The following is a 25,146-nucleotide window of genomic DNA, read 5'->3' on the forward strand; positions in this document are numbered from 1 at the left end:
TGGGAAAGTGCACTAGTGCAGGTGCATTTGCAGGTTTGTCGGCAGGTTCGCTACAAGGAAAATCATGAAAGTTGAATCAAGCCAATTCGTCGTTCGTTCCACACCTCGACCCGTCGCGCTGGCGCTCGCTGTGCTGATGACATTAACGGGTTGCGCCAGTTTTCCGCGTCCGCTGGCCCATCCGAAGGAAGCGGTCGTCAACGCGCCCGACAGCCGCACCGTCGACGACGCCGGCACGGACGCCAGCCTGGATATCGACGCCGGTTTTGGCAGTGAAGACATGTTCCTGATGCGGCCCCTTGTCGACAGTGCCCGGCTGCCAAACATTGCAATACGCAATCTCAGCGTGACTGAATCCGGGGTGTATGACGCACTGCGTCTGGTACTGAAAGATACCGGCATTGCACTCAACATCGAAGGCGGCAGCAAAGGCAGCGAACGCTTCGGGCCCATCTCGGCCTTCGATGTGAAGGGCAATCTGACCGAGGTGCTCGATAACCTGTCGGAATCGATCGGTTTTTTTTACCAGTTCAGGAAGAACACTCTGTTCATCCAGCCAGAGCAGCAATTCGTCGTCGAATTGCCACCGGCGCTATCGGAAGACAATGCCGCCGGCCTGACCAACACGCTGCAATTTCTGGGCGCAAAAGATCCGTACATTGACCGGCTCAACCGCTCGCTGGTGTTTCGCACCAACCGGCCGTCGCTCGCCAAGATCGAAAGCTACTTGCAAAAAATCCGCGAGACACGTTCGCTGATCATCTACGACGTCAACATCTTTCAGGTCGATCTGAAGGATAACTCGGACACGGGCATCCAGTGGAACAAACTGGCCTGGGCCGGCACACCGGGACTGGCCACCAATCCGGCGGGTACGGCAACGACGGTCACGCCCGCTGTGGCCGGTGCCACGACGGCAACGACGGCAACAACAGCAACGACGGCCGCCCAAAACATCGGCAATGCCGTCAGTGGCGGCATCGCCGGACTGGGGCTGGGACTGGTGCTGTCGTCATCGCGTTTTTCAGTCGACATGCTCATCAATTTTCTGCAGACCCAGGGCAATGTCAAAGCCATTTCCCGGCCACGGCTGGCGGTGATTTCCGGTACCAAGGGTAGTCTGCGTGTCGGTCAGTCGACCACCTATGTCTCGAAGGTCGGCACCAATTTTTCGACCTCGGTGAATCAGGTCACGACGGAAACCCGCGACCTCAAGACCGGCCTTGATCTGGCACTGTTCGGTGACTTCAGCGATAACACCGTCTACACCCGCATCGGCCTGTCGATCTCGGAGATTGTGAGCCTCAACAAGTTCACCGCGCTCGGCACCGACCTGACCTTGCCGACCACAGCGGACCGTGAAATCAATACCGTGATCCGGGCCCGCCCCGGCGACATGATCCTGCTCGGCGGAATCACCATCAACCGCGATGCCAGTGATATCCGGCGCGGTATTTCGCAAAACGGTAGCAGTGACACGGTGACGCGTTCCGAGCTGGTGCTGGCGCTGAAATCGAAGGTGGTGTATTTCCGTGGCAAGGGCTATCAGCAGGCGGTGCCGAAGGTGCCGGTCGTGGCACCAGCGAGGCCCGAGCGGAGTCGCGACGAGTCCGCAGGCCAGACCGATGCAGAGGTGCGATCCGAGACGCCCGGGTTGCGTCTGACCCATGCGCTGACTGTCGACCAGGGCATCCCGGCGCTGGCCAGAAGATAATGACGACCGTGTTGGCAGTGCACAGCCCGGTCAGCGCCAGTCCACCGTACCAAAGCCATCCTTGGCCAGCAGCGTGTAATACAAACCCACGGTGGCGCGGGTCTGGGTCTGGTTGCTCAACCCGGGAAAAGCCGCATCGCGCTGCGACCACAAGTACTTGAGCGCGACCGCGTGCTGCTGATGGACCCGCCAGATCACCGACGTATCGGCACGAATAATGTTTTCATGACCACCGCGACTGGCTGCGGCCACATTGCTGACGAAGTATTCACGGGCAGTGAACGAGACGGCGGCAGCATCGGCCAGAATCATCCGCACCGACACCAGCGCTTGCGGCGCGACACCATAGTTGTAGTCACGCTCGCCGGCTGTGCGCACGCTGCCCGCCGCTGCGTAGCCGATACCGGCAGTAGCCGTACCTTGCAGCGCCACGCTATTGGATAGCCACCACTGCGCGGTCGAACCCAGCGACAGCGCCGTGCTGGACACCCGGAACAATTGCGGCGCGATGTAATCGTAGCTGCCATACAGGCCCCAGATACCCCGATAGTCATTACCCAGTTCGTATTTCTGGCCAATCAGCAAGCCGCGGTTATGGATGCTTTCGACCCCGCTGCCGCTCGACGCCGTGGCCTCGAGATTGAAGTAGTCAAATGGCCGCTCGTAGCGATAGCCGTTCTTGCCCGGCAAGCCATAGTCAATCGCAAAGTTGACGACGGCTTCAGTGCGTTTGTCCTGAACCGAGGGGCCCAGCACGGCCTGGGTTGCCGTGCTGGCACCGACCTGCAAGCGGCCATAATAGGCTGGATTATTGCTGGCAAAAATTGCATCGAAGCGATTGCCGAAGGCAAGCCGGTTGAACCCGGTTGATGGCGAGATGGCCGCTGCCGCCACTTCGCGCAGGTTCGACGGCAATCCGCTGCCGTTTTCCAGCACCAGGCTAGACAAGCGGAACAGCGACTCGCCGAGGAAGCTGCCGGCGATGCCGCTGGCAATCTGATCGTTGCGTGATGGCCGGGTCGCTTCGCCGAAGATTTCCCAGAAGGCGCTGCCGGCAAAGGTATAGCCGAGCGATTCCCAGTAATTCATGCCAGTCGAGCGGGCAAAGCCGTGATACATCGCTCCCTGGTAAGGATGCAGGATCTGATTGGTCTTGTACGGATCATTATCGACAACCCAACTGCTGCTGATGTTGCGCTTGATGGTCGGGACAGTGACGTTGTAGTCGGTGGTGGTCTTGTCGAACTGATGGTTCAGGCGATTGAGGATGATGTCGAAACCGATGATTTCCAGCGCTGGCAACACATAATCTTTCGCGGGTGCCGCAGCAGCGACCGGTCCACCGAGATCGGGCAGTTCGGAGCGCACCATTGCGCCCGGCCCGCTGGTGCGATCAATGAATTGCGCACTGGCACCGGACAGGCCAGCCAGTGTCAGGGTCAGCGCTGCACTGCCGTGCCGGACAAGCCGGTCGGTGGATAAAAATGGAGAGGTCATCATGTGTGCTTACCAAAGAGAACGCCGGCGCACGAAGTACGCCTGGCGGCTCATGATCACGCAAGCACACCGGATGCTATGCGAGCCAGCACGCATAGCTATTGAATCAAGGCACAAAGTTACTTAATAACAACAGCAGTATTGCCGCACTCGGCTCGCGTGCGGTGCAATGCCCTTCGGTTATTGCACCCTACCGTTTCTGAAAGGTAGGTGGTTCATGGCTTTGCGATTAAGGCCGCCTCGTTTCTGCTGATTAAAATTCGACCCTCGCGTAGGGTGCAATAACCGCAGGGCATTGCATTGAATGCGCTGACTGCACCGACTGCGCTGACTGCGCTGACTGCACCGACTGCGCTGACTGCGCTGACTACGGTGCTAATCGTAGGGTGCAATAACCGAAGGGCATTGCACCGACTGCGGTAGCTAATTCTGTGTGAACTCCGCCACGACCAAGCCGGGGGCGGCCCGGCAGCCGGTCACTTCTTTTTGCTTCGCCAAAAAGAAAGTAACCAAGAAAAAGGCGACCGCGAAGCCGCTGCCCTTCGGGTTCCCAAAAGCCGGAGCCAGTCAGGGGGAGGGCCGCAAACTCGCTACGCTCAGACATGCGTCCCTCTGATCCCCTGCCTGGCTCCGACTTTTGGCAGCTGCTTCAATGCGGAACAGGTCAACGTCAACTGCCACTTCAACATCAACATCAACATCAACATCAACCCCTCGAACTCCCGCTCAATCGTAGGGTGCAATAACCGAAGGGCATTGCACCACGCGCACAAATGACCATTGCCTGGGAAAAGTCGCCGTTCACCCAAGCGCTTGCAAATGATTTGAAAACCCCTGCTCATTCTCGCAGCGCCACGTGAACCACAGCTTGCTGTCCGCCGCCGGATCGACTTCGATGGCAAGCCAGTTGCGTGCTGCCATCATGAATTGATTGTGACCGGGAAAACGCAGCATCTCGATTTGATGCTGGGCATCGATCAGCTGGACCTGGCCGGCGGCATTATTCAAATAGCCAAGAAACAGCTTGTCGAGCAAACCTGACAGCGACGGATGCACCACGGCCGAAGAAGTGAACTGGTAGAGGCGGCTCCAGTTCTCGGTCGGTGCGACGTCACGCCGATAGGCAACGCCCCACGCCGCGACATGGACATCCCCCGACAGGATCGCGATCCGCATCTTGTCCCGTTCGGCCAGATCAGTGAGGGTTTGCAGCAGGCGTTTGCGTTCTCCTTCGTGGTCGTCGTCGGACCATTGGTCCTTGAGGTCATCGGCATTGCTATCGAGGACATTGTCACTTCCGAGCAAGCTGGTCAGCCCCGCTGCCAGCGTCAGTTTCGGATGCACCACCGGCACCGACGACATCAGCAGCAGATGCTGACATGCGACATCTGTGACTTTGCCAAGCGTAGCCAGCCAACCCTGCAGCGCACGCCATGTGGCCGGCCCCATGACTTGCGTGCGTGATCGTTCGCTGCGTAAATCCGGCACCACCAGCGCGATCGGCCCAAGCCGAAACGCGTATGAAAACCCCGGCTGACTATCGAGCAGCGGCAAGGCCAATGCATCGTGCTGCAACTGCGTACTCCAGGCCACCGGCGCAAGCAGCGGATCGCGCGGTGCCGCTGTCGGCGCTTTGCCGGCGATGACATGGACAGGTTCAGGCAGCGACGGCAAATCAGCCAGTGCATGCTGCAACTGACAAACCCAGAATGCTTGCCGTGCACACCGGAACAGCGTGTGAAATACCGGGCTTTGCTGCATCTCGGGACTATATGAACCCCATCCATCGAAAATATCGTGGTCGTCCCACATCATCACGGTCGGAATGCACGCCAACGCGTCGGCACCATCGCGGTTCGGTCTGACCGACTCCCATGCGCGACGCGACGGCGGCAACCAGCGTGCGCCGTAGAGATTGAAGTAATAGTTTTCGATGTCGCGCGCGAGTGCCTTGCCAACCGGGTACTGCAATTGTTCGTCACGCGACAGACTGACCCATGCCCTGAGCGCGGCAATATCCTGCCAGATCGTGTCGCAATATAGCTGGTCGCCACCCATCAGCAGCAGGTGGAAGCGCTGCACATGATGCTCTTGCAACCGCGTCTCGTGCCACAACTGCTCCTTGTCGAGCACTGTCTCGCTGGTACGCATGGCAGGGTCGTGGCACTCGAGCAGATCGGTCCATACCGCATTGGCCGGACGGATCAGCTTGCGCATGACGTCCGGGTCGGAAAATCCATTGCAGGACACATAGGCCATGTGCGGCACCTGCCCTGCCGCAGGCACCGTGAACTGCCAGGTTGGTCCGCCATCGGCAAGGCCAAACGTCACCGTGCGCTCCTGCTGTTGCAGCGAACAACTGAGGTCATAACGCAGGAATTTTTGTTTGCTGCCTGCGTACAGCAGTACCGGCGGCTGGCAGCGTTGCTGCTCGCGTTGCAGCAAAGGGATGTCGTCGCCGGCACTGATTCCGATCAAGGCAGTAACGCGCCATTGCCCGTCCTCGCCGCAGCCGCGAAAGGACAAGACGGGACCGAGCGTGAAGCGTGGTGTGACCAAGTGACACTCCTCTACACAATAAAAAACGAACAGGATGCAAGGCACTACCCGGCAAGACGGGCAGGCAGCATGGACGGTGGCAAGAATTGTAGGTTGGAGCGGGAGGAGGAAAAACAGAATCCTGCAAGCGTTTAAGCAGCGTCAATAGCGCGCCGAAAAGTCACTGCAGTTCAGCGGTCAGACACCATCATTCAGCACAACGCCGCAACCAGCGCCAGCGCATGTGCGATGTCGTCGATTTCTGTCGGGCGCACCAGTCGCGTGACTTCGACACCATCGTTTAGAAAAATCAGCGTCGGCCAGTACGTCACGCGAAACGAGCGACCCAGCTTGCGTCCTTTGCCGTCCTCGACCTTGAGCAGTTGTACTTGCGGATAATTAACCAGCGCAGCGGCCAGCAATGCTCGGCCGCCTGGCAGTGCCCGCACCAGTCGGTGCCGAATTCGATCACTGAGGCACCGGTCAACTGGTCGATGTCGTGGCGCAGTAAGTCGGCAGGATTGAATTTTTCAGTTGCTTGCATTGGTCGTCCTGTCGATCAAATGGGTGGACGAGCGCACCCGGACAAAAAGAATCTTGATGGCTGCCAGTACCGGTACCGATAAGAAAATGCCGGTCACGCCAGCCAGTTCGTCACCAGCCAGCAAACCGACGATGATCAGCAAGGGCGAGACCTCGACGCCCTCGCTCATTAGCATCGGATTGAGAACGTAGTCCTGGAACATCCGGTACGCAATAATGAAGATCAGCAACCAGAGCAAGTGCGAAAAGCCGCTGAAAGCCGCCACGCACAGGATGATGATGACCGCCGACAGCGGCCCGACGAACGGGATCACTTCAAGCAGTCCGGCGACTCCGGCCAGCAACAGCGAATACGGTACACCCATCGCCGAAAACACCAGGCTGTAGACGGTAAAGGTCGCCATCGACAGCAACAGCAGCGCGCGCACATACTTGGAGAGCAGCACGTCGAGATCGAAGAGGATGCCACGCCACAATGGCGCGCTGACGGTCCCCAGCGATGACAGGAATTCGGCGCGCAGCAGCGGCGCTTCCTTGATCAGTAAAAAACTCAAGACCGGGATCAGGATCAGGTAAATGAGATTGGTGGCCGCATGCATCACGCCCAAGCCCAATCGCTGCGCAATCGGCAGCGCCTGGCCGGTTCCGGCCTGAACCTGCTCGGTCACAAACACCAGGATGCGGGCGCGTTGCGACTCCAGGAAATCCGGCAGCGGCACCCGTGCCGAAATGTTGGCCGGATCCAGCAGAGTCGGCAGTTGCTGGCTCAGGCGCATCGCCTCTTCCGTGATGGTCGTGCCGAACAGCGCACCGGCCGCGCCGAACACCAGGACGGCAAAAACGAAGACAATCCCGATGGACACCGTGCGTGGCACACGAACCGGCTTGATGCGTTCGACTAGCTCGACCAGCGGATACAACAGATAACTGAAGAAGACCGCGAACACCACGACCAGCAATGTCGAGCGTAGCGAATAGGTCGCAAACAGGAGAAAAGCCACCAGCGAGCCAGTCCAGACAACCCGGGCGATACGCACATCGAAACCAAACATGGTGTTATCCATTTCATCAAAGCAGGTGCACGCGTCACCGAGGGCTAGGGAAAAACGTACTGGGCTGTTCAGTACATCAGTTACCGACGAGGCTAGCCGCAATATTGATCGACAAACCGATGATGGCGGCATTGAACACGAAGCTCAGAATCGACTGTGCCAGCACCGCCTTGCGGATCGACGGTGACATCACCATCACATCCGACGTCTGGGCCGCTACCGCAATCGTCACGGCAAAATACAGGAAATCCGCATAGCCCGGGTGCAATTCCTCTTCCGGAAAATGCAAGGCACGCTGTTTGACGGGAGACAGGTAGAACAGCCGTGCGTAGTGCACCGTGTAAGTTATTGCCAGCAGCAGCCACGATCCAACGACAGTCATTGCCGTGAATCCGTAATGCAAAAATTTTTGTGTATCCGACAGTCCCTTCGACGACGACAGCTCCAGCACAATCGCCACCAGGCTCAACGCCGCAGCGATCGACAGGATCGCCAGCACCACAGCGGCATTGTTATCCTCGCGCTCGGCAATCTCGCGCACCCGCGTCCGACTGGCCGTCGCCATCAGCCACGCCATCTGCGCAAGATACAACCAGGCCATGACATTCCACCCCGCCAGCACACGCGTGACGACCCGCCATGATTGCGGCACCACAGCACCCGCCACCAACCCAAGCACCACGGCCACCACCAACCGCGGATGAGAATGAAATATATGGCGCATTAATCAATGAGGTAATCAATGAGGGTCAGAGTCAATTTGTTTTTGGTCAATAAGGGTCAGAGTCAATTTAATCCATCAATCAATTGGAATCAATAAGGGTCAGAGTCAATTTATTTTTGCTCAATAAGGGTCAGAGTCAATTTATTGTTGGTCGGGCAGCGCCGTCTTGTGTGACCGACAGGCCGAGCGCGCGATCATACCAGTACCCGTCAGGCTATCGTATCGACGGTGCCGCCGTCTACACGCAATGCTGCACCTGTGGTGGCAGAGGCCTGTTGCGAGCAGACATAGACGACCATGTTGGCGACTTCTTCGACCGTCGCTGCACGCTCAATGATTGAACTGGGTCGCTTGGCCTTGACGAACGCGGTGGCGACCTGTTCGATCGTCTGTCCGGCTTTTTCGGCAGCGTCGCGAAAGGCATCGACCAATCCGTCCGACAAGGTGGGCCCCGGCAGGACTGCGTTGACGGTGACGCCGGTCCCGGCCAGGCGCTTGGCCAAACCCCGCGAGACCGACAGGTTGGCCGTTTTGGTAAAACCGTAGTGAATCATGTCGGGTGGAATATTGAGGCCTGACTCCGACGAAATGAAGACGATGCGCCCCCAATCCTGTTGCACCATGGCCGGCGCATAGGCCCGCGACAAGCGTACGCCAGACAGAACGTTGACTTCATAAAACCGGGTCCATTCCTCATCCCCGATCTCGAAAAAATCCTTCACGCCGTAGATGCCAAGATTGTTCACGAGGATGTCGGCATGCGGTTCGGCCGCGAACAGCGCCGCGCACCCTTCGGCCGTACCGAGGTCGGCGGCGACTCCTCGCACCGTGACAGCAGGCAGACGACTCCTGAGCGCGTCAATGGCAGCATCGACGGACGCTTGTGTTCGTCCGGTCAGGATCACGGTGGCACCGGATTCGGCCAGACCAGCAGCGATGGCAAAACCGATGCCACTGGTCGAGCCGGAAATCAATGCGGTTTTATTGGTCAGGTTGATATGCATGAAGGAGATTCTCCGAAATAAGAGGTAAATAAACGGATCAAAGACGTCGCGCGCGCCAGATCACAAGCGCATGCCGGACCCGTAACAATACTGCATCCCGGCCACCGGGCTGGTCGCCGCACTCAATCGACCTGCAAGCGCCCGATCACGACAAACTTGCCATCGGCATCGCGTTGCCCTGACAGCACCAGCGCCTCGCCCATCCGCGTTCCCAGGCCAGTCAGTTCGGTAATGTTGACTTGATGGGTGACCATCACCAGGTTGCCATCAGTCGTGTGATTGCCGATTGCGGTGACGACATCGCGCAATTTCTGACTGGCCACTGTGGCACTGTCCTCGAAACTCGAATCGATCATCGGCATCGGCGTGACCTGGCCAAATGCCAGTTGCGCGGTCTCGGTACAACGACACCACCGACTGGACCAGACATCGGACACCGCGATGCGCCGACTCTGAAATGCCGCGCCCAGCCGTTGCGCCTGCGCCCGCCCTGCGGCCGACAACTGTCGTTGTGAACGGCAATCAGCCAGCGTAAATCCCGGCGGATCGCCGATGCCGGACTCGGTGCTGGCGTGGCGCATCAGCACGATCTGTCCACCGCGCTGCAGCGCCGCCCAGGCGGCCGTTTCGTCGGCCCGGGCCGCAGGTAACAGGGTCATCAGGGCGAGCAGCAACGTGCCGCACGGAGCAAAGCGCGAAGTCAATAAGAAAGCAAGTCGGGAAACAAGCATCATCAATCCTTGGTCGGTGAACGTGGCACATGATAGCCAGAGCGGGTGCCGGATGCAAAAAAGCCGCTTGCGCGGCCTTTTATAAAACGAACATCCTGCTCCGGTCAGAATTCTTCCCAGTCGCCGTCGGACTTGGGAGCCAGCTTGACTGCCGGTTTTCTTGCTGGCGACGGCAACGCCGAACGGGCAACAAGCGGCTTGTTGATAACCGGCCGTGCTACTCGACGGGCAGGCACCGGAGTGGCCATCACAGCGCTGGCGTCCGAGCCATCAAACTTGAAGATCGCCACGGTGCGGGCCAGTTCACCGGCCTGCTCTTGCAGTGATTCCGCTGCGGCAGCGGCCTCTTCGACCAGCGCGGCATTTTGCTGCGTGACTTGATCCATCTGGCCGATGGCCAGGTTGACCTGCTCGATACCGGCGCTCTGTTCGACGCTCGCCGCCATGATGTCGGCCATGATGTCGGTAACGCGCCGCACGCTGTTGACGATCTCGCCCATGGTCGAACCTGCTTCCACGACCAGTTTGCTACCGATATCGACTTTATCGACCGAATCGCCAATCAGTGTCTTGATTTCCTTCGCGGCGGCAGCTGAGCGCTGGGCCAGGTTACGGACTTCAGTGGCGACGACGGCGAAACCACGACCCTGTTCACCCGCACGCGCCGCTTCGACCGCCGCATTGAGTGCAAGAATATTGGTCTGGAACGCGATACCGTCAATCACGCCAATGATGTCGGAGATCTTGCGCGATGAAGCATTGATCGATTCCATCGTGTCGACCACCTGCGCCACCACACTGCCCCCCTTGACCGCGACCGATGAGGCAGACAGCGCCAGCTGGTTGGCTTGCCGTGCATTGTCGGCATTCTGTTTGACGGTGGCGGTAAGCTGCTCCATTGAGGCGGCCGTCTCTGCCAGCGACGAGGCTTGCTGCTCGGTGCGTGATGACAAATCCTGGTTACCCGATGCAATTTCGGCCGAGCCGGTGGCAATCGTGACGGTGCTGGCGCGCACACGGGAAACGATGTCGACCAGACTGTCGCGCATTTCTTTCATGGCAAACAGTAGGCTGGAATGATCGTCGCGCCGGGTGGCAATCGCCACACCCAATTCACCCGCGGCAATGCTCCGTGCGACGACACTGGCTTCGGCTGGCTCTCCACCCATTGTTTGCAAGACGCCACGGGTAATGAGCCACGCAATCACCCCACCAATAAACAGGGACCCTACGCAAGTGAGCAGCATCAGTAATTCGAATCCGCTGGCGAGTCCGCGTGCCTTGGTCGATTCGGCCTGATTCAACGTCTCCTGGTAGTCGATGAACTTGTTGATCCGGCCCAGCCATTCGACGAAAGCAGGTCGACCGTCCTTGAGCATCAGGGAAGTCGCTTCGGCGATATTGCCGGCTTGCTGAAGTTCGATGATCTTCATCATGGTCAGCAGCGTACTGCTTTCGATTTCCTTGATGCTGGCCAGGATCTGACGCTCTTCCTCGGTGATGTCTGTGCGTGTGCTGAACATGGTGTCGAGCAGCGCAGCCGATTTCTGGTAGTCGGCACGCAATTGGGTGATCTTGGCCAGCGTGGCAGGCAGTTCGTCGACATTGGCAATAATCACATCGCGGATGGCAATCGCGCGATCGTGCACGCTGCCGCGCAAATTGATTGCGTAGCGCTGCTTGACGCTGTTGACGTCATTGATTGTGGTCAGGCTGTCAGAAATTTTATAGACGCGCATCACGCCAACGACTGACAGGATCACGATCAGTGACAGGATAGCGGCGAAGCCGAGCGCAATACGTGCCTTGACAGTCAGGCCGGCAAAGAAGGAGGAGTTCATGAATTCCCTAACGAGAAATAACCAACGATAACTAAAATGCATTGCCCGACAGGGCACGGAGTGCTTGGCTAAATTGCGTCGGCAGCTGGCAGCACGTCAGGAAAACACGGAAATGACAACACAAGAAACGACAGGCTTTATCAGAGAAATAATTTCTTGACGGCATTATATGAGTTATCAAAAGATGTTGCTGCTGATCGTTTCAGAGCTCGGGGCGGTCGGATTGAATGTTACTTTTCAAGTAAAATGTACGTCATTAAATAGCACCCAATCTGATGAGTAAACATTTAATTTTGTGCGATTGAATTCTTTTCAGGCGCACAGATTAAGTAACCAATTAGCGACATCGCAAAGCAGCTTGCCAGACCGAACTCGATGAATCGGCCGGTCGTCACTGAGAGATCATTCGGCTAGCTGGTAACCGCGCTCCTGCCGCACCCGCGCCAGCGCCGACAAGGCTGCCAGGCCAGCTTCAAACGACGCGAACGCACGGCTTTTGCCACCACCATGTTTGCTGATGCGACTGCCCCATGTCTGCATCACGACCCAGTCACCCAACAGATCCCGACTTAGCATCAGTGAATAGGTCCGATCGGCACAGACGAAACGACGCCGGATCGGACTATCCGAATGCAGGGGCAAGGCCTGCGTCACACCATCGACCTCATCAATCATGTCACTCCTTTAATCATTCCTTCGGTCTGCGAGCAGCGAACCCGATCGCTTGCGCAGAAGGAGCCGAACGATAGCAGAGAACACGTTCTTCAAGAATGCGTGCGAGCGGATAAATCTGCATTACTCTAACGTCCTCTGCATTGATAAAAATCACAAAATAAACATCCAGATCGACCTCAAAGCTTTATCCTTGCGCTTCATCAAAACTGGCAACTTCAATGCAGCCAGTCGCGCCCTCCTTTGTTGCTGATCACTTCTGATTGTTCCGCTTTGATTCCGTTTAAAACTCTTTTTGCCGCAGCCTGCCTGTCGTTGGCATCGCTGGCGTCGCTCTCATCCTCGTTTGCTGCCAGTAATGATTTTTCCTCTTGCCGACAGTTCTTTGCCGGCGAACAAGTTCCGCTTCTGTCCGCACCGGCGATGCAACCCCGGGCACTGTGCTTTGACAATTTTGCCGTCCTGCATTCGGGGACAAGCCGCACGCCGATGTACGTTGCCGAACGTCTCAACAGAGACCAGCTGGCCCTGAAGATCGAACGTGGTTCGCGGTTCTATGCCGATGCCCGTCTGCCCCGCGCCGAGCGCGCCGAACTGGCCGACTACAAGCGTTCCGGTTTTGATCGTGGCCACATGGCACCGGCGGCCGACATGGTGAGCGACGCCTCGATGGCGCAAAGTTTTTCGCTGGCCAACATGGTTCCGCAAGCGTCAATCAACAATCGCAAACCGTGGGCCAGTATCGAACAGGCGACCCGCAGCTATGCACTGCGGGCGAAGGGCGATGTGTATGTCATTACCGGTCCGGTGTTCGATGCAGATCCACCGACGATCGGATCGAACCGGGTCTGGGTACCGCAACATTTGTTCAAGCTGGTCTACGATCCTTCCACGCAACGCGCGTGGGCACACTGGCTTGAAAACACCAATGCAGCGCGGGTGGGGACACCGATCAGCTATGAAGAACTAGTACACCGTACCGGGGTGGAGTGGCTTCCGGCGCGACAACAGCTAAAATTACCCATCCCGTCAACCCGGCAAACACAATGACCCACCCTTCTTCCCGCAGCACGCTGGTCTACTCCACTGAAACCGGACGCATGTGTCCGGACTGCAGCCAGCCGGTAGCGAACTGTATCTGCAATCGCAACAAGGTCGTTGCGGTCACCGATGGTGTGGTGCGCGTCTCGCGTGAAACCAAGGGCCGTGCCGGCAAAGGCGTGACGCTGGTCAAAGGGCTGGCACTCGATACCGCCGCCCTGGCAGCAATGGCAAAGCAACTACGTAACGCCTGCGGCGCAGGCGGAACGGTAAAAGATGGCATTATCGAGGTCCAGGGCGATCATTGCGAACGCGTCGCGCAGGCATTGAAACTTCAGGGATACACCGTCAAGCGCTCAGGCGGCTGACAAGACAACCGGACACATGGCCGTCCAGACAGACACACAAGGGCAACACCCGGCCGGCACACTTCAGGCAATATCGCTTCACCCCGACGCGCACTGTCCACTTACTTGTTAGCAGGTTCAAATGAAAAAACAGCTACTTCACTTCCTGATCGCGGCAACGCTGTCTTTTTGCGCCAACGTCGCGTTTGCCTTACCGAATGCACTGGCTCCTACGACAGAACAGTCGCAGGCTGCGCATCTCTCTGCTGAAGTCGTCGCGCGCTTTCATTACCGGGCACAGCCGCTTGATGCGGCGATGTCCGACAAGATTTTCGAGCGTTATCTGAAATCGCTTGATCCTGAAAAGTTCTTTTTTACTAAGGCCGATATCGACCTGATTTCGCAGCAGCGCAGCAAGCTGGCCAGCGCGATCGTCGGCGAAAATCTCACCGCCCCGTTTGCCATCTTCAACCTGTATGCGCAGCGCGTCTCGGAGCGCTTTACCTATGCGCGTAGCCAGACCAAAGAAACCTTCGATTTCAGCAAGGAAGACAGCTTTCAGGTGGACCGCGAAAAGCAAGCCTGGCCGAGTTCGGTTGACGAGCTTCACACACTGTGGCGCAAGCAGGTCAAGAACGACTGGCTACGTCTGAAGCTGGCAGGCATGGCTGCGCCGGCCATTGCCGAGACGCTCGACAAACGTTATGACAATTCGCTGCAGGAAGTCGCCCGCGTGACGCCGGAAGAAGCTTTCGAGACCTTCATGAATGCCTACACGATGGCCATTGATCCGCACACTAATTACATGGGCCCGCGTGCGACGCAGGAATTCGATATCGCGATGAGCCTGTCGCTCGAAGGCATTGGCGCGACCATGTCGCAAAAAGGCGGCTACAACACGATCCGCGAGATGGTGGCCGGCGGGCCGGCAATCCGTTCCGGCAAACTGCGTGTGGGTGACCGCATCGTTGCTGTCGGCCAGGGTGCGGATGGCGTGATGGTCGACGTGGAGGGATGGCGTCTCAATGAAACCATCGGTCTGATCCGCGGCCCGGCTGACTCGACGGTGTTACTCGATATCTTGCCGGCCGGTGCCCTGCCAAATGCCGGCCGACGACGGGTAACAATAGTCCGCAAGAAAATCGATCTCGCTGATGCCGCTGCCAAGAAGACCATGATCAGCGTACCGGATGGTGCCGCTACACGACAGATCGGCGTGATCACGCTGCCGACGTTCTACCGTGATTTCGAGGCCGAACAACGGGGCGAAAAAGACTTCCGCAGCGTCACCCGCGATGTCGCGGTCCTGCTCGCCGAACTGAAGGCCGCGAAGGCCGATGGCGTGCTGATCGACTTGCGCAACAATGGCGGTGGTTCGCTCACCGAAGCCATCGGGCTGACCGGCCTGTTCACCGGCAAAGGTCCGGTACTGCAGCAGCGCGATGCGCGCGGCAAGATCATCGTCGATAGCAATACGGCGACCGCCGCAGCGTGGGATGGTCCGGTCGGCGTCCTGATCAATCGCGGTTCGGCGTCGGCCTCGGAAATTTTTGCCGCAGCGGTCCAGGATTACGGCCGTGGCACGGTTATCGGCGAGCGCAGCTTTGGCAAGGGCACCGTGCAAAGCACGATCAATCTCGACCAGCTCGTGAAGCAGCAAAAGCCGGAATTCGGCGAACTGAAAATGACGACGGCACAGTTTTTCCGGATCAACGGCGGCACCACCCAATTGCGCGGCGTCCAGCCCGATATCGCCTTTCCCTCCAGTATTGATGACGATGATCGCGGCGAGTCCGGCTTTGACAACGCACTGCCGTGGAGCCAGATCAAGCCCGCCACCTACGCTGCTTCGGGAGCGTTGAAACCGGTGATTCCGGTACTGATGAAACGCAGCGAAACGCGTATCAAGGCCAATCCGGAATTCATTAATATCGAAGGGGACATGACGCGCTTCATGCTGAAGAAAAAAGCCAACGTCATCTCGCTCAACGAAGCGAACCGGCGCAAGGAACGCGAAGCCCAGCTGACGCGACTGACAGCACGGCTGACTTCACCTAATCCCGGCATGACCCGTACCGAATCGGCCAGAGCCATGCTCGACGATGGCCTTGATTCGAACGAGCGTGACCTCGGAATCGAACTGGCAGCCGGACTGGCACAAAAGGAAGCGAAGGACGTCTACCTGCAAGAAGCGGCCCACATCGTCAGCGACCAGGCCGGTCTGCTGAAGACAAATACCGAGGCGGTGACGGCCAAGGCTGCGGGCAAACAGCTGCCGACAAAACCCGTGGCCGAAGCGATGACACCGGGATAATCCCTGTGTCGCCATGATGGCAATTCATGCCGGGAGTCGGGTTCGGCTACCGGTAAGCAATAAGTGTGGAAAACAATCGCTAATCATGTCTTAATGAGCGCCCGTTTATTCAGGTTCCAGTTGCCCTATCCGGGCCATGCCTGTTCTACGCTATCGGAGCCTCCCATGAATCACCTTCCTATCCGGAATATGGCTGCCTGTTCTACAACTCGCCCACTGCCCCGACCACCTGCGCTGATGCGCACCCTGCTAGCTGCTGCTGCGCTGCTGTGTGCCTGTCAGGCCATGGCAACGGCACCGTTGGTGACGACCCAGTTGCCGCGCACCGTGCGTCCCGAGCATTACCAGGTGTCGATCACGCCGGATGCAGCCAAAGCCCGCTTCAGTGCGCAGGTAGCGATCAGTATCACGGTGCTGCAGCCGACTGCGAGCATGACGCTCAATGCGGCCGAACTCGATTTCAGTAGCGTGCGTTTGCTTGCGATGGATAGCGACAAGGTGCTCGCGACTGCCCGCGTGACGCTCGATAGCAGCAAGCAGACCGCCTCGTTCCGTTTTCCGCAAGCGGTGATGCCGGGAAAATACCGTCTGGTATTGGCTTATTCCGGCGTGATCGGAACCCAGTCGAGCGGCCTGTTTTCGCTCGACTATGCCGGTGCGACCGGCCCCCGACGCGCTCTTTATACGCAGTTCGAAAACTCCGATGCGCGACGCATGATTGCGTCCTGGGATGAGCCGGCTTACAAGGCGACCTTCTCGCTGGAAGCCATCGTGCCGGCCGACCAGATGGCCGTCAGCAACATGCCGGTGCAGACCTCGACGCTGCGTCCTGATGGCCGCCGGGTGGTGCAGTTCGCGCGCTCGCCGAAGATGTCGACTTACCTGCTGTTCTTCGGACTGGGTGATTTTGAACGCGCCACGACCCAGGTCGATGGCACCGAACTGGGCGTCGTCACCAAGAAAGGCGCGCTCGCCCAGGCGCAGTTTTCGCTCGATGCATCGGCTGTGATCTTGCGCGAGTACAACGATTATTTCGGTACGCCCTACCCGCTCCCGAAGCTCGACAACATTGCTGCGCCGGGACGCAGCGAGTTTTTTGGCGCAATGGAAAACTGGGGCGCGATCTTCACCTTTGAACATGTGATGCTGCTCGATCCGACGATCTCGACCCAGAACGACAAGCAGCGCGTCTTCAGCATCGCCGCTCACGAGATGGCGCACCAGTGGTTTGGCGATCTGGTCACGATGGCCTGGTGGGATGATCTCTGGCTCAATGAAGGTTTTGCGTCGTGGATGGAAAGCCGCACGACCATGCGCCTGCATCCGGAATGGCATACCGCGCTGGGCGTCATTGATGATCGCGAGCGGGCCATGAATCTCGATTCGCTAGACACGACTCATCCGGTGGTCCAGCACATTGCCACCGTCGAGCAGGCCAGTCAGGCCTTCGATGCAATCACGTACAGCAAGGGCGAAGCCGTCATCCGCATGCTGGAAAACCATGTCGGCGAAACAGCCTGGCGCGACGGCGTGCGTGCCTATATGAAGCAGCATGCGTATCGCAATACGGTCAGCGATGACCTGTGGCGCAAGATCGAGCAATCTGCCGGCCAGCCGGTCACCGCGATCGCCCATGATTTCACGCTGCAACCGGGAATTCCGCTGATCCGCGTCGAGCAGGTCGCCTGCAAGGATGGCGAGTCGACCGTCACGCTGACGCAAGGTGAATTCAGCCGCAGCGAACCCAACAAGAAATCACTCCGGTGGCGCGTACCGGTGACGCTGCAATCAGGGCCGTCGGGTGCGCTCACGCGCACGCTGGTCAGTGGCGGCAAGGCCAGCGTGACCGTGCCCGGTTGCGAACCGGTGCTGGTCAATGCCGGCCAGGCAGGCTATTACCGCACGCTGTATGCGCCTCGGGAGTTTTCAAGACTGGCCGGTAGCTTTGCCACACTCAATCCTGTCGATCAACTCGGCATGCTGGCTGACAGTGCCCAACTCGGACTAGCCGGATTGCAGCCGATCGCGGACTTCCTGGGATTGGCCAGCGCGACGCCACTGTCGGCCGAACCGCGTGTCTGGAGTGCGATCGCCAGTCAGTTTGTCGCACTCCATCGCTATTACGACGGCAACCCGGCTGGCCAGCAACGCTTCGCAGACTTTGCCATCGCCCGCCTCGCGCCAGTCATGGCACAGCTGGGCTGGGAAGCCCGCGCCGGGGAATCCGAAGCGATCGCGCCCGTGCGCGAAAAACTGGTCGATGCACTCAGTGCGCTCGGCGACCCGGTTACCATCGCCGAAGCGCGTCGACGCGTCGCTGATGCTGCAATGCCCACTGCTGCGATGCCAACGGCTGCGCTGCGCAAGCTGACGCTGTCGGTGCAGGCCGATCATGCCGATGCGGCCAGCTGGAATGCGATGCTGCAATCGGCGCGTGACGCCAGATCGTCGCTCGTAAAACAGCAGCTGTACGACTTGCTGGCTACCAGCCAGGACGCCTCGCTGGCACAACGTGCGCTCGATCTGGCGCTCACCGATGAACCGGGTCTGACGACTAGCGCCGGCATGATTCATCGTGTCGCTGACGATCATCCGGACCTGGCATTTGACTTCGCGCTTGCCCATCTGGAGCGCACCAGTGCACTGATCGACAGTTCGTCGAGCAGCCGGTATTTTCCCGGACTAGCGAGTAACTCTGCCGACCCGGTGATGCGCGACAAGCTGCAGGCGTATGCCGATGCCCACCTCAACAGCGATGCACGGCGCGATGTCAATACCGCTCGCGCACGCATCGCGGACCGGATCAGGATTCGTTCGGGTCAGTTGGCTGCGGTCGATGCGTGGCTGGCGGTGCCACGTTAGGCACTGATTCACTTTTACCACCAGGAGAACCACCCCGCTATGCCTATCATTGCGCATCCCCAGGAGCCTTTTCCCAACTTTTATAATGACCTTCAGGGGTCATTGCAAATGGCCTGGAAAATGCTCGGACGGGCCACCAAAGACCGCAAGGCGGCGTTTCGTACGCCGGTTCTGGCGACGGTCTGCGCCGACGGACCGCAGGCGCGGGTGCTGGTCTTGCGCGCTGTCGATGCGGATCGGCGGCAGCTTATTTTTCATACGGACACGCGCAGCGGCAAAGCCGAACAGCTCGGCGACGACAACCGCGTGGCCGTCACTTTTTACGACGCGCATCGCAAGATCCAGCTGCGGTGCAATGGCATCGCACAGCTCCATACCAGCGATGCCCTGGCCGATCAGCAGTGGCGCGATGCCTCACCGAATGCGTTACGGTGCTTTTCAGGACCCTTGCCGGCGGCGGCTTGTGCGCTGCCATCGGACCATGACGGCAGCGAGGCGACTCGCAAAACAGTGGCCGCCGGCCGTCCATTTTTTGCCGTGCTGTCAGTCGACATTGTCCGGCTGGAATGGCTGTATTTGCATACGCACGGACAGCGGCGCGCGCTGTTTTCCTGGGAAGATGAGCACGCGACAATGCACTGGCTTAACCCCTAGAAACCCGGAAAAGTGGCTTTCCGGTAGTGTACGTACACCGCGTTAAGCGCGTATATTAAAAAGCTCCTTCTTCTCTGAAACGGATTTTCCACATGACAATTACCCGAGGATATGCAGCGACTGCAGCCAACGCTCCACTGACACCAACGACGTTCGAACGCCGCGCCCCGCGCGAAGACGACGTCTCTATCGATATCAAATTCTGTGGCGTCTGCCACTCCGATATCCATCAGGTCCGTGACGAATGGGGCGGTGCCAAATTTCCCATGGTGCCTGGTCATGAAGTCGCCGGTGTCGTCAGCGCGGTCGGCAGCAAGGTCACCAAATTCAAGGTCGGCGATCATGTCGGCGTCGGCTGCTTTGTCGATTCCTGCACCCAGTGCGCGACCCGCAATGTCGATCTCGAACAGTACATGCCGGGCTTGGTCCAGACCTACAACAGCTTTGAAGCCGACGGTGTCACACCGACGATGGGCGGCTACTCCGAGCACATGGTCGTCAAGGAAGGCTATGTCTTGTCGATCCCAGAGAACCTGCCACTCGACGCTGCTGCGCCGCTGCTGTGCGCCGGCATCACCCTGTATTCGCCACTGCACCACTGGAAAGCCGGTCCTGGCAAGAAAGTCGCCATCATCGGCATGGGCGGTCTCGGCCACATGGGCGTGAAGCTGGCCAGTGCGATGGGGGCCGATGTGACGGTATTGAGCCAGAGTTTGTCGAAACAGGAAGATGGCATGCGCTTTGGCGCGGCGCATTACTATGCGACTAGCGACGCTGCCACGTTCGATAAGTTGCAGGGCGAGTTCGACCTGATCATCAATACCGTTGGTGCCAATATTGACTGGAACGCCTATATCAATCTGCTCAAGGTCGATGGCACGATGGTCCTGATCGGCGTACCGGAAAAGCCGATTCCGGTGATGGCGCACGTACTGATTGGCGGGCGTCGCACGCTGGCTGGCTCGATGATCGGTTCGATCAAAGAGACACAGGAAATGCTCGATTTCTGCGGCAAGCACGACATCGTTGCCGACATCGAACTGATCAAGATTGCGGACATCAACGACGCTTACGATCGCGTCATCAAGAGCGATGTACGCTATCGCTTCGTCATCGACATCGCGTCGCTGGCAGCATAACGGCTGTTGGCCAAACCGGATGCGTTGTCCGGCTGGCCGACATATCCGGGCCGCACTGACCGACGTTGCGACGTCGATCAGTGCGGCCCGTTTTTTTGGGGCAGTGGCTGCCCGTCATGGGCAAACAGTATCTCGCCGCCTTCCCTACCGCATTCGTTCGCTTTTTTTCACCTTTTTTCAGGACTCCACATGAAATCCATTACCTTGCGCTCTCCCGGTGGCCTTGCCAATCTTCATGTTGTTGATGGCGAGTCACCTGCTGCTCCGGCGGCCAGACAAATCCGTGTCCGCATCCACGCCAGCTCGCTCAACTACCACGACTACAGTGTCGTTACCCGTGCAGGCTGGGAAGCCGATGGCCGTATTCCGATGTCCGATGGCGCTGGTGTGGTGGACGCCGTTGGAGCCGGGGTCGACGAGTTCAAGGTGGGCGATCATGTTGTCTCGTGCTTTTTCCCGACCTGGGCAAATGGCACTGCCACGATTGGCAGTTTCAGCACGGTACCGGGCGATGGCATCGATGGCTTCGCGCGCGAAATGGTGACCACGTCAGCCCACGCATTCACGCTGGCACCGAAGGGATTTACACACGCTGAAGCCGCCACGCTGACGACTGCAGGCCTGACTGCCTGGCGCGCGCTAGTCGTTGAAGGAAACATCAAGGCGGGCGATACGGTGCTTGCGTTGGGTACCGGCGGCGTGTCGATTTTTGCCTTGCAATTCGCGAAGATGATGGGTGCCACCGTCATCATCACGTCGTCGTCGGATGAAAAACTGGAACGTGCCCGTGCACTCGGCGCGGACCAGACCATCAACTACAAGACGCATGCGAACTGGGGTGCCAAAGTCCGCGAACTGACCGGCGGCCTGGGCGTCGACCATGTCATTGAAGTCGGTGGACCGGGCACGCTGCCGCAGTCAATTGATGCGGTGCGTGTCGGTGGAAAAATCATGCTCATCGGCGTACTGACCGGCTACACCGGCGATGTGCCGACCGCGGCGATGATGGCCAAGCAGGCGCGCCTGCAAGGCTTGATCGTCGGCAGCCGTCAAGAGCAGATGGACATGGTTCGTGCCATTGAGGCGACCGGGTTCCGTCCGGTCATCGACCGCTCTTTCGGGCTGACCGAGATCGCCGATGCATTTCGCTATCAGGCCAGCGGCGCACACTTCGGCAAGATCTGCCTGGAGTTTTAAGAACGCCTTGCTGTGCGGGGACGGCGGCCATCAAGGCCGCCGTCACGCTGCGCGTCTACTCGCGCAGCGCATCGAGCAATACCTGATGAAATTTTTCCGGGTCCTCCATTTGCGGCGCATGCCCGAGACCCGGAAATTCGATCAAGCGTCCCTGACGTAGTTGCAGCACCGCTTTTTTTCCGAGTACCTTGTAATTGCCTAGCCGCGCTTTGAGTGACGCCGATGCCATATCGCTGCCGATGGCCGTCGTGTCGGCATCGCCGATCAGTAATAACGTGGGCATGGTCAGCAATGGGAATTCATAAATCACCGGCTGCGAGTAAATCATGTCGTAGATTAACGCCGAATTCCAGGCGACGCGCTGCTGTCCCGGACCGCGGTTAAGGCCTGCCAGCATATCCACCCAGCGGCTGTATTCCGGCTTCCAGCGGTGGTTGTAGTAGGTCGATTTTTCATAGCTTTCAATCGATGTCGCCGTGATGTTGAGCTCGCGCGCATACCATTGATCGACGCTTCGATAGGGCACCCCGAGTGCTTTCCAGTCTTCCAGCCCAATCGGATTGACCATCACCAGATGCTCCACTGTTTGTGGAAACATCAAGGCAAAACGCGTCGCCAGCATGCCACCCGTGGAGTGACCGACCACGACGGCACGCGTGACGCCAAGTTGCTTGAGCAAGGCCTCGGTATTGGAGGCCAGTTGCTGAAAGGTGTACTGATAATGCGCAGGCTTGGTGGAAGCGCAGAACCCCACCTGGTCAGGCGCGATCACCCGATAACCGGCCGTATTGAATGCCTTGATTGACGCCTCCCACGTGGCACCGCAAAAGTTTTTGCCATGCAGCAGCAAGGCCGTCTTGCCATTTGGCGTGCCTGTCGGCGCGACATCCATATAGGCCATGTCCAGTTCCTGGCCTTGTGAGCTGAACTGAAAATGACCGACCGGAAACGGATACGTAAATCCTTGTAGCTCGGGGCCGTAGACAGGCCCCGAGTCGGCGGCCTGTGCTTGCGCAGTCGCCAGCGCAAGTATCAGCAGCGGCCAATAACGTCGTGTGTGATGGAACATGCAGCGTCTTCCGATCTGTGAGTAAACCCTTTTTAGCCGAATCAAGGCGCAACGCCGGTCAAGCCCATCATCGGATCGCTGATGCCGGTGACATAGACGGCAATGACCGTAATCAACCCCGTCATGATCAGATAATAAATCGTTGGAATGATCGTCATCCGAATAACCTGACCTTCACGTCCGAGCATGCCAACTGTCGCCGACGCCGCTACGACATTGTGAATGGCAATCATGTTGCCCGCTGCGGCACCGACTGCTTGTGATGCCACCAGCATGGCACCGGACACACCGATCAAGTGGGCGGTGTCAAACTGGAACTGCGCCATCATCAGGTTTGACACCGTGTTGGAGCCGGCAATAAAGGCGCCCAATGCACCGACTGACGGTGCAAAAAACGGGTAGATGCTGCCAACGCTGCTCGATACCAATTCCGCCATTGCCCTTGGCATCGACGGTAAGTTTGCCAGATTGACATCCGAGTTAATCAGGATGCGCACCATCGGAATAGTGAAAATCAACACGAAGCCCGCACCCAGCAACGTCTTTGATGATTCCGAGATCGCGGCGGTCATCGCACCCACCTTCATACGTTGCAGCAGGAAGGTCGCCAGCACCACCAGCACCATGATGCCGCCCGGCAGGAATAGCAATTGAATATCCCCGGAAATACCGGTTTCACCCAGAATATTGTTCCAGCCGAAGGCAAGGAAGGTCGTAAAGAATTCTTTGACGTCAGCATTTACGCGAGATAACACCAGCAAACCGGCCAGCAATACATAGGGCAACCAGGCCATGCCGATCGACATTGGCTTCGTATTGGTCAAGCTCTCGAGTTTCATTTCGATATTGCCCATCCATGCTACCGGCCACTCCTTGGGTTCGGCAAAATCCCATGTATCCCTGGGGATCAGGAATCCTGATTTCGCTGCGGGAATCACAATCAGCAATCCGACCAACGCACCCACCATCGATGGAAATTCAGGGCCGAGGAAAATTCCGGCTGCAGCATACGGAAGGACAAATGCCAACCCTGCAAAAATCGCGAACGGTGCAATTGACATGCCTTCCATCCAGGATTTTTTTTGTCCAAAAAATCGGGTCATCATGATGCACATGAAGAGCGGCATCAGGACGCCGATGATGGCGTGCGTGATCGCGACTTCAGAGGTAATCAGACGGAAAAATACATCCCAGTCAGAACCGTTTGCAATCAATCTTTCCGTGATTCCGGCTTTATCCAGCCCGCCGGTAACCCCAACCACAATCGGCGTACCGACCGCGCCAAACGACACGGGTGTTGACTGCACCAGCATACCGAGCATCACCGCACCGAGCGCAGGAAATCCAAGCGCCATCAACAACGGTGCCACGACGGCAGCAGGCGTGCCGAAGCCGGACGCGCCTTCAATAAAACAACCGAATAGCCAGGCGACGATGATTACTTGCACACGCCGGTCAGGGCTGATATTGGCAAAGCCACCGCGTATCGCTGTGATGGCGCCGGAATGTTTCAGGGTGTTCAACAACAAAATAGCACCGAAAATAATCCATAGAATTGATCCAGTCAGGATTAATCCTTGCAGACTCGACGCGACGACCCGGTTGAAGGACATACCCCACGCGGTTACCCCGATGAGGGCCGCGACTAAAAATACGACTGGCATCGCACGTTTGGCCGGCCAATTCAACCCGACGAGCAAGACTGCTGCCAGGACAAGAGGAACGAAAGCTAGGAGGGAGAGTGCTGTTGTAGTCAAACTGGATTCCTTTTTTATTTACTTGTTGATCAAGATCCGTATTCAGGATGTTGATCACAATCTGGTCGAGCCAGATTTGCGGACAGCCAGTGATAGGAAATTGTAACGCGCAAGTTTCCGGGAACCGGTGTCTCACTTGCCATCGCCACAACGCAAAAACTCACCAGAAGGTGAGTTTTCAGGTTTCATTTCTACAAAAGAAAATTACCTGAAAAACAAAAACACAGTGCGCGGCGGAGCTACCCTGCGTCAAGTCAACGGGGATTAACCGTAGTAACGGTTCTGCTTTTCAATGAGCCATGACTTTTTCGTTTCCCAAACGCAAAAAGGCCCTTCTTTCGAAGGGCCTTCTTGTTTGCTGCTTGTAACTTAACCTGACGATGACCTACTTTCACACGTGTTGACGCACTATCATCGGCGCAACGTCGTTTCACGGTCCTGTTCGGGATG

The 25,146-nt window shown here is 58.0% G+C and carries 19 protein-coding genes; 8 read left to right on the forward strand and 11 right to left on the reverse strand.

Annotated features, from left to right (window positions below; translation table 11 throughout):
- Positions 1-64: 64 nt before the first annotated feature.
- Positions 65-1,714 carry a hypothetical protein gene (locus QN370_RS17860; RefSeq protein ID WP_322125734.1) on the forward strand — a complete coding sequence of 550 codons (1,650 nt, stop codon included), beginning with the start codon at positions 65-67 and terminating at the stop codon, positions 1,712-1,714.
- Positions 1,715-1,744: 30 nt separating this feature from the next.
- On the opposite strand, the gene QN370_RS17865 is transcribed toward QN370_RS17860, so the two are convergent.
- From QN370_RS17865 to QN370_RS17905, 9 genes are all read right to left on the reverse strand, one after another.
- A complete protein-coding gene (locus QN370_RS17865) occupies positions 1,745-3,214 on the reverse strand; it encodes a DUF3943 domain-containing protein (protein WP_322125733.1) in 1,470 nt (489 codons plus the stop codon).
- Positions 3,215-4,012: 798 nt separating this feature from the next.
- Positions 4,013-5,770, reverse strand: a complete 1,758-nt coding sequence (locus tag QN370_RS17870; RefSeq protein ID WP_322125732.1) for an alkaline phosphatase D family protein — start codon at positions 5,768-5,770, stop codon at positions 4,013-4,015.
- Positions 5,771-5,961: 191 nt separating this feature from the next.
- Entirely contained in the window at positions 5,962-6,198 is a 237-nt protein-coding gene (locus tag QN370_RS17875) for a thioredoxin family protein (protein WP_416172098.1), read from the reverse strand.
- An 81-nt stretch (positions 6,199-6,279) separates the two neighbouring features.
- Positions 6,280-7,344, reverse strand: a complete 1,065-nt coding sequence (locus tag QN370_RS17880) for an AI-2E family transporter (protein ID WP_322125731.1) — start codon at positions 7,342-7,344, stop codon at positions 6,280-6,282.
- Positions 7,345-7,420: 76 nt separating this feature from the next.
- Positions 7,421-8,068, reverse strand: a complete 648-nt coding sequence (locus QN370_RS17885) for a DUF1345 domain-containing protein (protein WP_322125730.1) — start codon at positions 8,066-8,068, stop codon at positions 7,421-7,423.
- A gap of 209 nt (positions 8,069-8,277) precedes the next feature.
- On the reverse strand, positions 8,278-9,072 hold the full coding sequence (locus tag QN370_RS17890; protein WP_322125729.1) for an SDR family oxidoreductase: 795 nt from the start codon (positions 9,070-9,072) through the stop codon (positions 8,278-8,280).
- A 122-nt stretch (positions 9,073-9,194) separates the two neighbouring features.
- The gene (locus QN370_RS17895) at positions 9,195-9,806 is read right to left on the reverse strand and encodes a histidine phosphatase family protein (RefSeq protein WP_322125728.1); all 612 of its coding nucleotides are present in this window, start codon (positions 9,804-9,806) and stop codon (positions 9,195-9,197) included.
- Between the two features lie 101 nt (positions 9,807-9,907).
- Positions 9,908-11,644: a methyl-accepting chemotaxis protein gene (locus tag QN370_RS17900; protein WP_322125727.1), complete on the reverse strand. Its 1,737-nt coding sequence runs from the start codon at positions 11,642-11,644 to the stop codon at positions 9,908-9,910.
- Positions 11,645-12,046: 402 nt separating this feature from the next.
- On the reverse strand, positions 12,047-12,319 hold the full coding sequence (locus QN370_RS17905; protein ID WP_322125726.1) for a hypothetical protein: 273 nt from the start codon (positions 12,317-12,319) through the stop codon (positions 12,047-12,049).
- Positions 12,320-12,568: 249 nt separating this feature from the next.
- On the opposite strand from QN370_RS17905, the gene QN370_RS17910 reads away from it, so the two are divergent.
- From QN370_RS17910 to QN370_RS17940, 7 genes are all read left to right on the forward strand, one after another.
- Entirely contained in the window at positions 12,569-13,366 is a 798-nt protein-coding gene (locus tag QN370_RS17910; protein WP_416172102.1) for a DNA/RNA non-specific endonuclease, read from the forward strand.
- The gene (locus tag QN370_RS17915) at positions 13,363-13,725 is read left to right on the forward strand and encodes a translation initiation factor Sui1 (protein ID WP_322125724.1); all 363 of its coding nucleotides are present in this window, start codon (positions 13,363-13,365) and stop codon (positions 13,723-13,725) included. The genes QN370_RS17910 and QN370_RS17915 overlap by 4 nt, the downstream gene beginning before the upstream one ends.
- Positions 13,726-13,846: 121 nt before the next feature.
- Positions 13,847-16,018: a carboxy terminal-processing peptidase gene (locus QN370_RS17920; RefSeq protein ID WP_322125723.1), complete on the forward strand. Its 2,172-nt coding sequence runs from the start codon at positions 13,847-13,849 to the stop codon at positions 16,016-16,018.
- Positions 16,019-16,255: 237 nt separating this feature from the next.
- Positions 16,256-18,880 (forward strand): M1 family metallopeptidase, encoded by a 2,625-nt coding sequence (locus tag QN370_RS17925; protein ID WP_322125722.1) that lies wholly within the window; start codon positions 16,256-16,258, stop codon positions 18,878-18,880.
- A gap of 108 nt (positions 18,881-18,988) precedes the next feature.
- On the forward strand, positions 18,989-19,534 hold the full coding sequence (locus QN370_RS17930) for a pyridoxamine 5'-phosphate oxidase family protein (RefSeq protein ID WP_322125721.1): 546 nt from the start codon (positions 18,989-18,991) through the stop codon (positions 19,532-19,534).
- 92 nt (positions 19,535-19,626) lie between these two features.
- A complete protein-coding gene (locus QN370_RS17935) occupies positions 19,627-20,673 on the forward strand; it encodes an NAD(P)-dependent alcohol dehydrogenase (RefSeq protein ID WP_322125720.1) in 1,047 nt (348 codons plus the stop codon).
- Between the two features lie 189 nt (positions 20,674-20,862).
- Positions 20,863-21,870, forward strand: a complete 1,008-nt coding sequence (locus tag QN370_RS17940; RefSeq protein ID WP_322125719.1) for an NAD(P)-dependent alcohol dehydrogenase — start codon at positions 20,863-20,865, stop codon at positions 21,868-21,870.
- A 55-nt stretch (positions 21,871-21,925) separates the two neighbouring features.
- On the opposite strand, the gene QN370_RS17945 is transcribed toward QN370_RS17940, so the two are convergent.
- Together QN370_RS17945 and QN370_RS17950 are read right to left on the reverse strand one after the other, a co-directional pair.
- Entirely contained in the window at positions 21,926-22,939 is a 1,014-nt protein-coding gene (locus tag QN370_RS17945; RefSeq protein ID WP_322125718.1) for an alpha/beta hydrolase, read from the reverse strand.
- 41 nt (positions 22,940-22,980) lie between these two features.
- Positions 22,981-24,696: an L-lactate permease gene (locus tag QN370_RS17950; protein ID WP_322125717.1), complete on the reverse strand. Its 1,716-nt coding sequence runs from the start codon at positions 24,694-24,696 to the stop codon at positions 22,981-22,983.
- Positions 24,697-25,146: the final 450 nt, after the last annotated feature.

It is taken from the genome of Actimicrobium sp. CCI2.3, assembly GCF_035019065.1.
Taxonomy (GTDB): Bacteria; Pseudomonadota; Gammaproteobacteria; order Burkholderiales; family Burkholderiaceae_D; genus Actimicrobium.

Bases quoted from the DNA above. Each gene is read 5' to 3' on its own strand.
- QN370_RS17860 (WP_322125734.1), top strand. From the start codon at position 65: ATGAAAGTTGAATCAAGCCAATTCGTCGTTCGTTCCACACCTCGACCC.
- QN370_RS17865 (WP_322125733.1), bottom strand. From the start codon at position 3,214: ATGATGACCTCTCCATTTTTATCCACCGACCGGCTTGTCCGGCACGGC.
- QN370_RS17880 (WP_322125731.1), bottom strand. From the start codon at position 7,344: ATGTTTGGTTTCGATGTGCGTATCGCCCGGGTTGTCTGGACTGGCTCG.
- QN370_RS17885 (WP_322125730.1), bottom strand. From the start codon at position 8,068: ATGCGCCATATATTTCATTCTCATCCGCGGTTGGTGGTGGCCGTGGTG.
- QN370_RS17890 (WP_322125729.1), bottom strand. From the start codon at position 9,072: ATGCATATCAACCTGACCAATAAAACCGCATTGATTTCCGGCTCGACC.
- QN370_RS17895 (WP_322125728.1), bottom strand. From the start codon at position 9,806: ATGATGCTTGTTTCCCGACTTGCTTTCTTATTGACTTCGCGCTTTGCT.
- QN370_RS17900 (WP_322125727.1), bottom strand. From the start codon at position 11,644: ATGAACTCCTCCTTCTTTGCCGGCCTGACTGTCAAGGCACGTATTGCG.
- QN370_RS17905 (WP_322125726.1), bottom strand. From the start codon at position 12,319: ATGATTGATGAGGTCGATGGTGTGACGCAGGCCTTGCCCCTGCATTCG.
- QN370_RS17915 (WP_322125724.1), top strand. From the start codon at position 13,363: ATGACCCACCCTTCTTCCCGCAGCACGCTGGTCTACTCCACTGAAACC.
- QN370_RS17920 (WP_322125723.1), top strand. From the start codon at position 13,847: ATGAAAAAACAGCTACTTCACTTCCTGATCGCGGCAACGCTGTCTTTT.
- QN370_RS17925 (WP_322125722.1), top strand. From the start codon at position 16,256: ATGCGCACCCTGCTAGCTGCTGCTGCGCTGCTGTGTGCCTGTCAGGCC.
- QN370_RS17930 (WP_322125721.1), top strand. From the start codon at position 18,989: ATGGCCTGGAAAATGCTCGGACGGGCCACCAAAGACCGCAAGGCGGCG.
- QN370_RS17935 (WP_322125720.1), top strand. From the start codon at position 19,627: ATGACAATTACCCGAGGATATGCAGCGACTGCAGCCAACGCTCCACTG.
- QN370_RS17940 (WP_322125719.1), top strand. From the start codon at position 20,863: ATGAAATCCATTACCTTGCGCTCTCCCGGTGGCCTTGCCAATCTTCAT.
- QN370_RS17945 (WP_322125718.1), bottom strand. From the start codon at position 22,939: ATGTTCCATCACACACGACGTTATTGGCCGCTGCTGATACTTGCGCTG.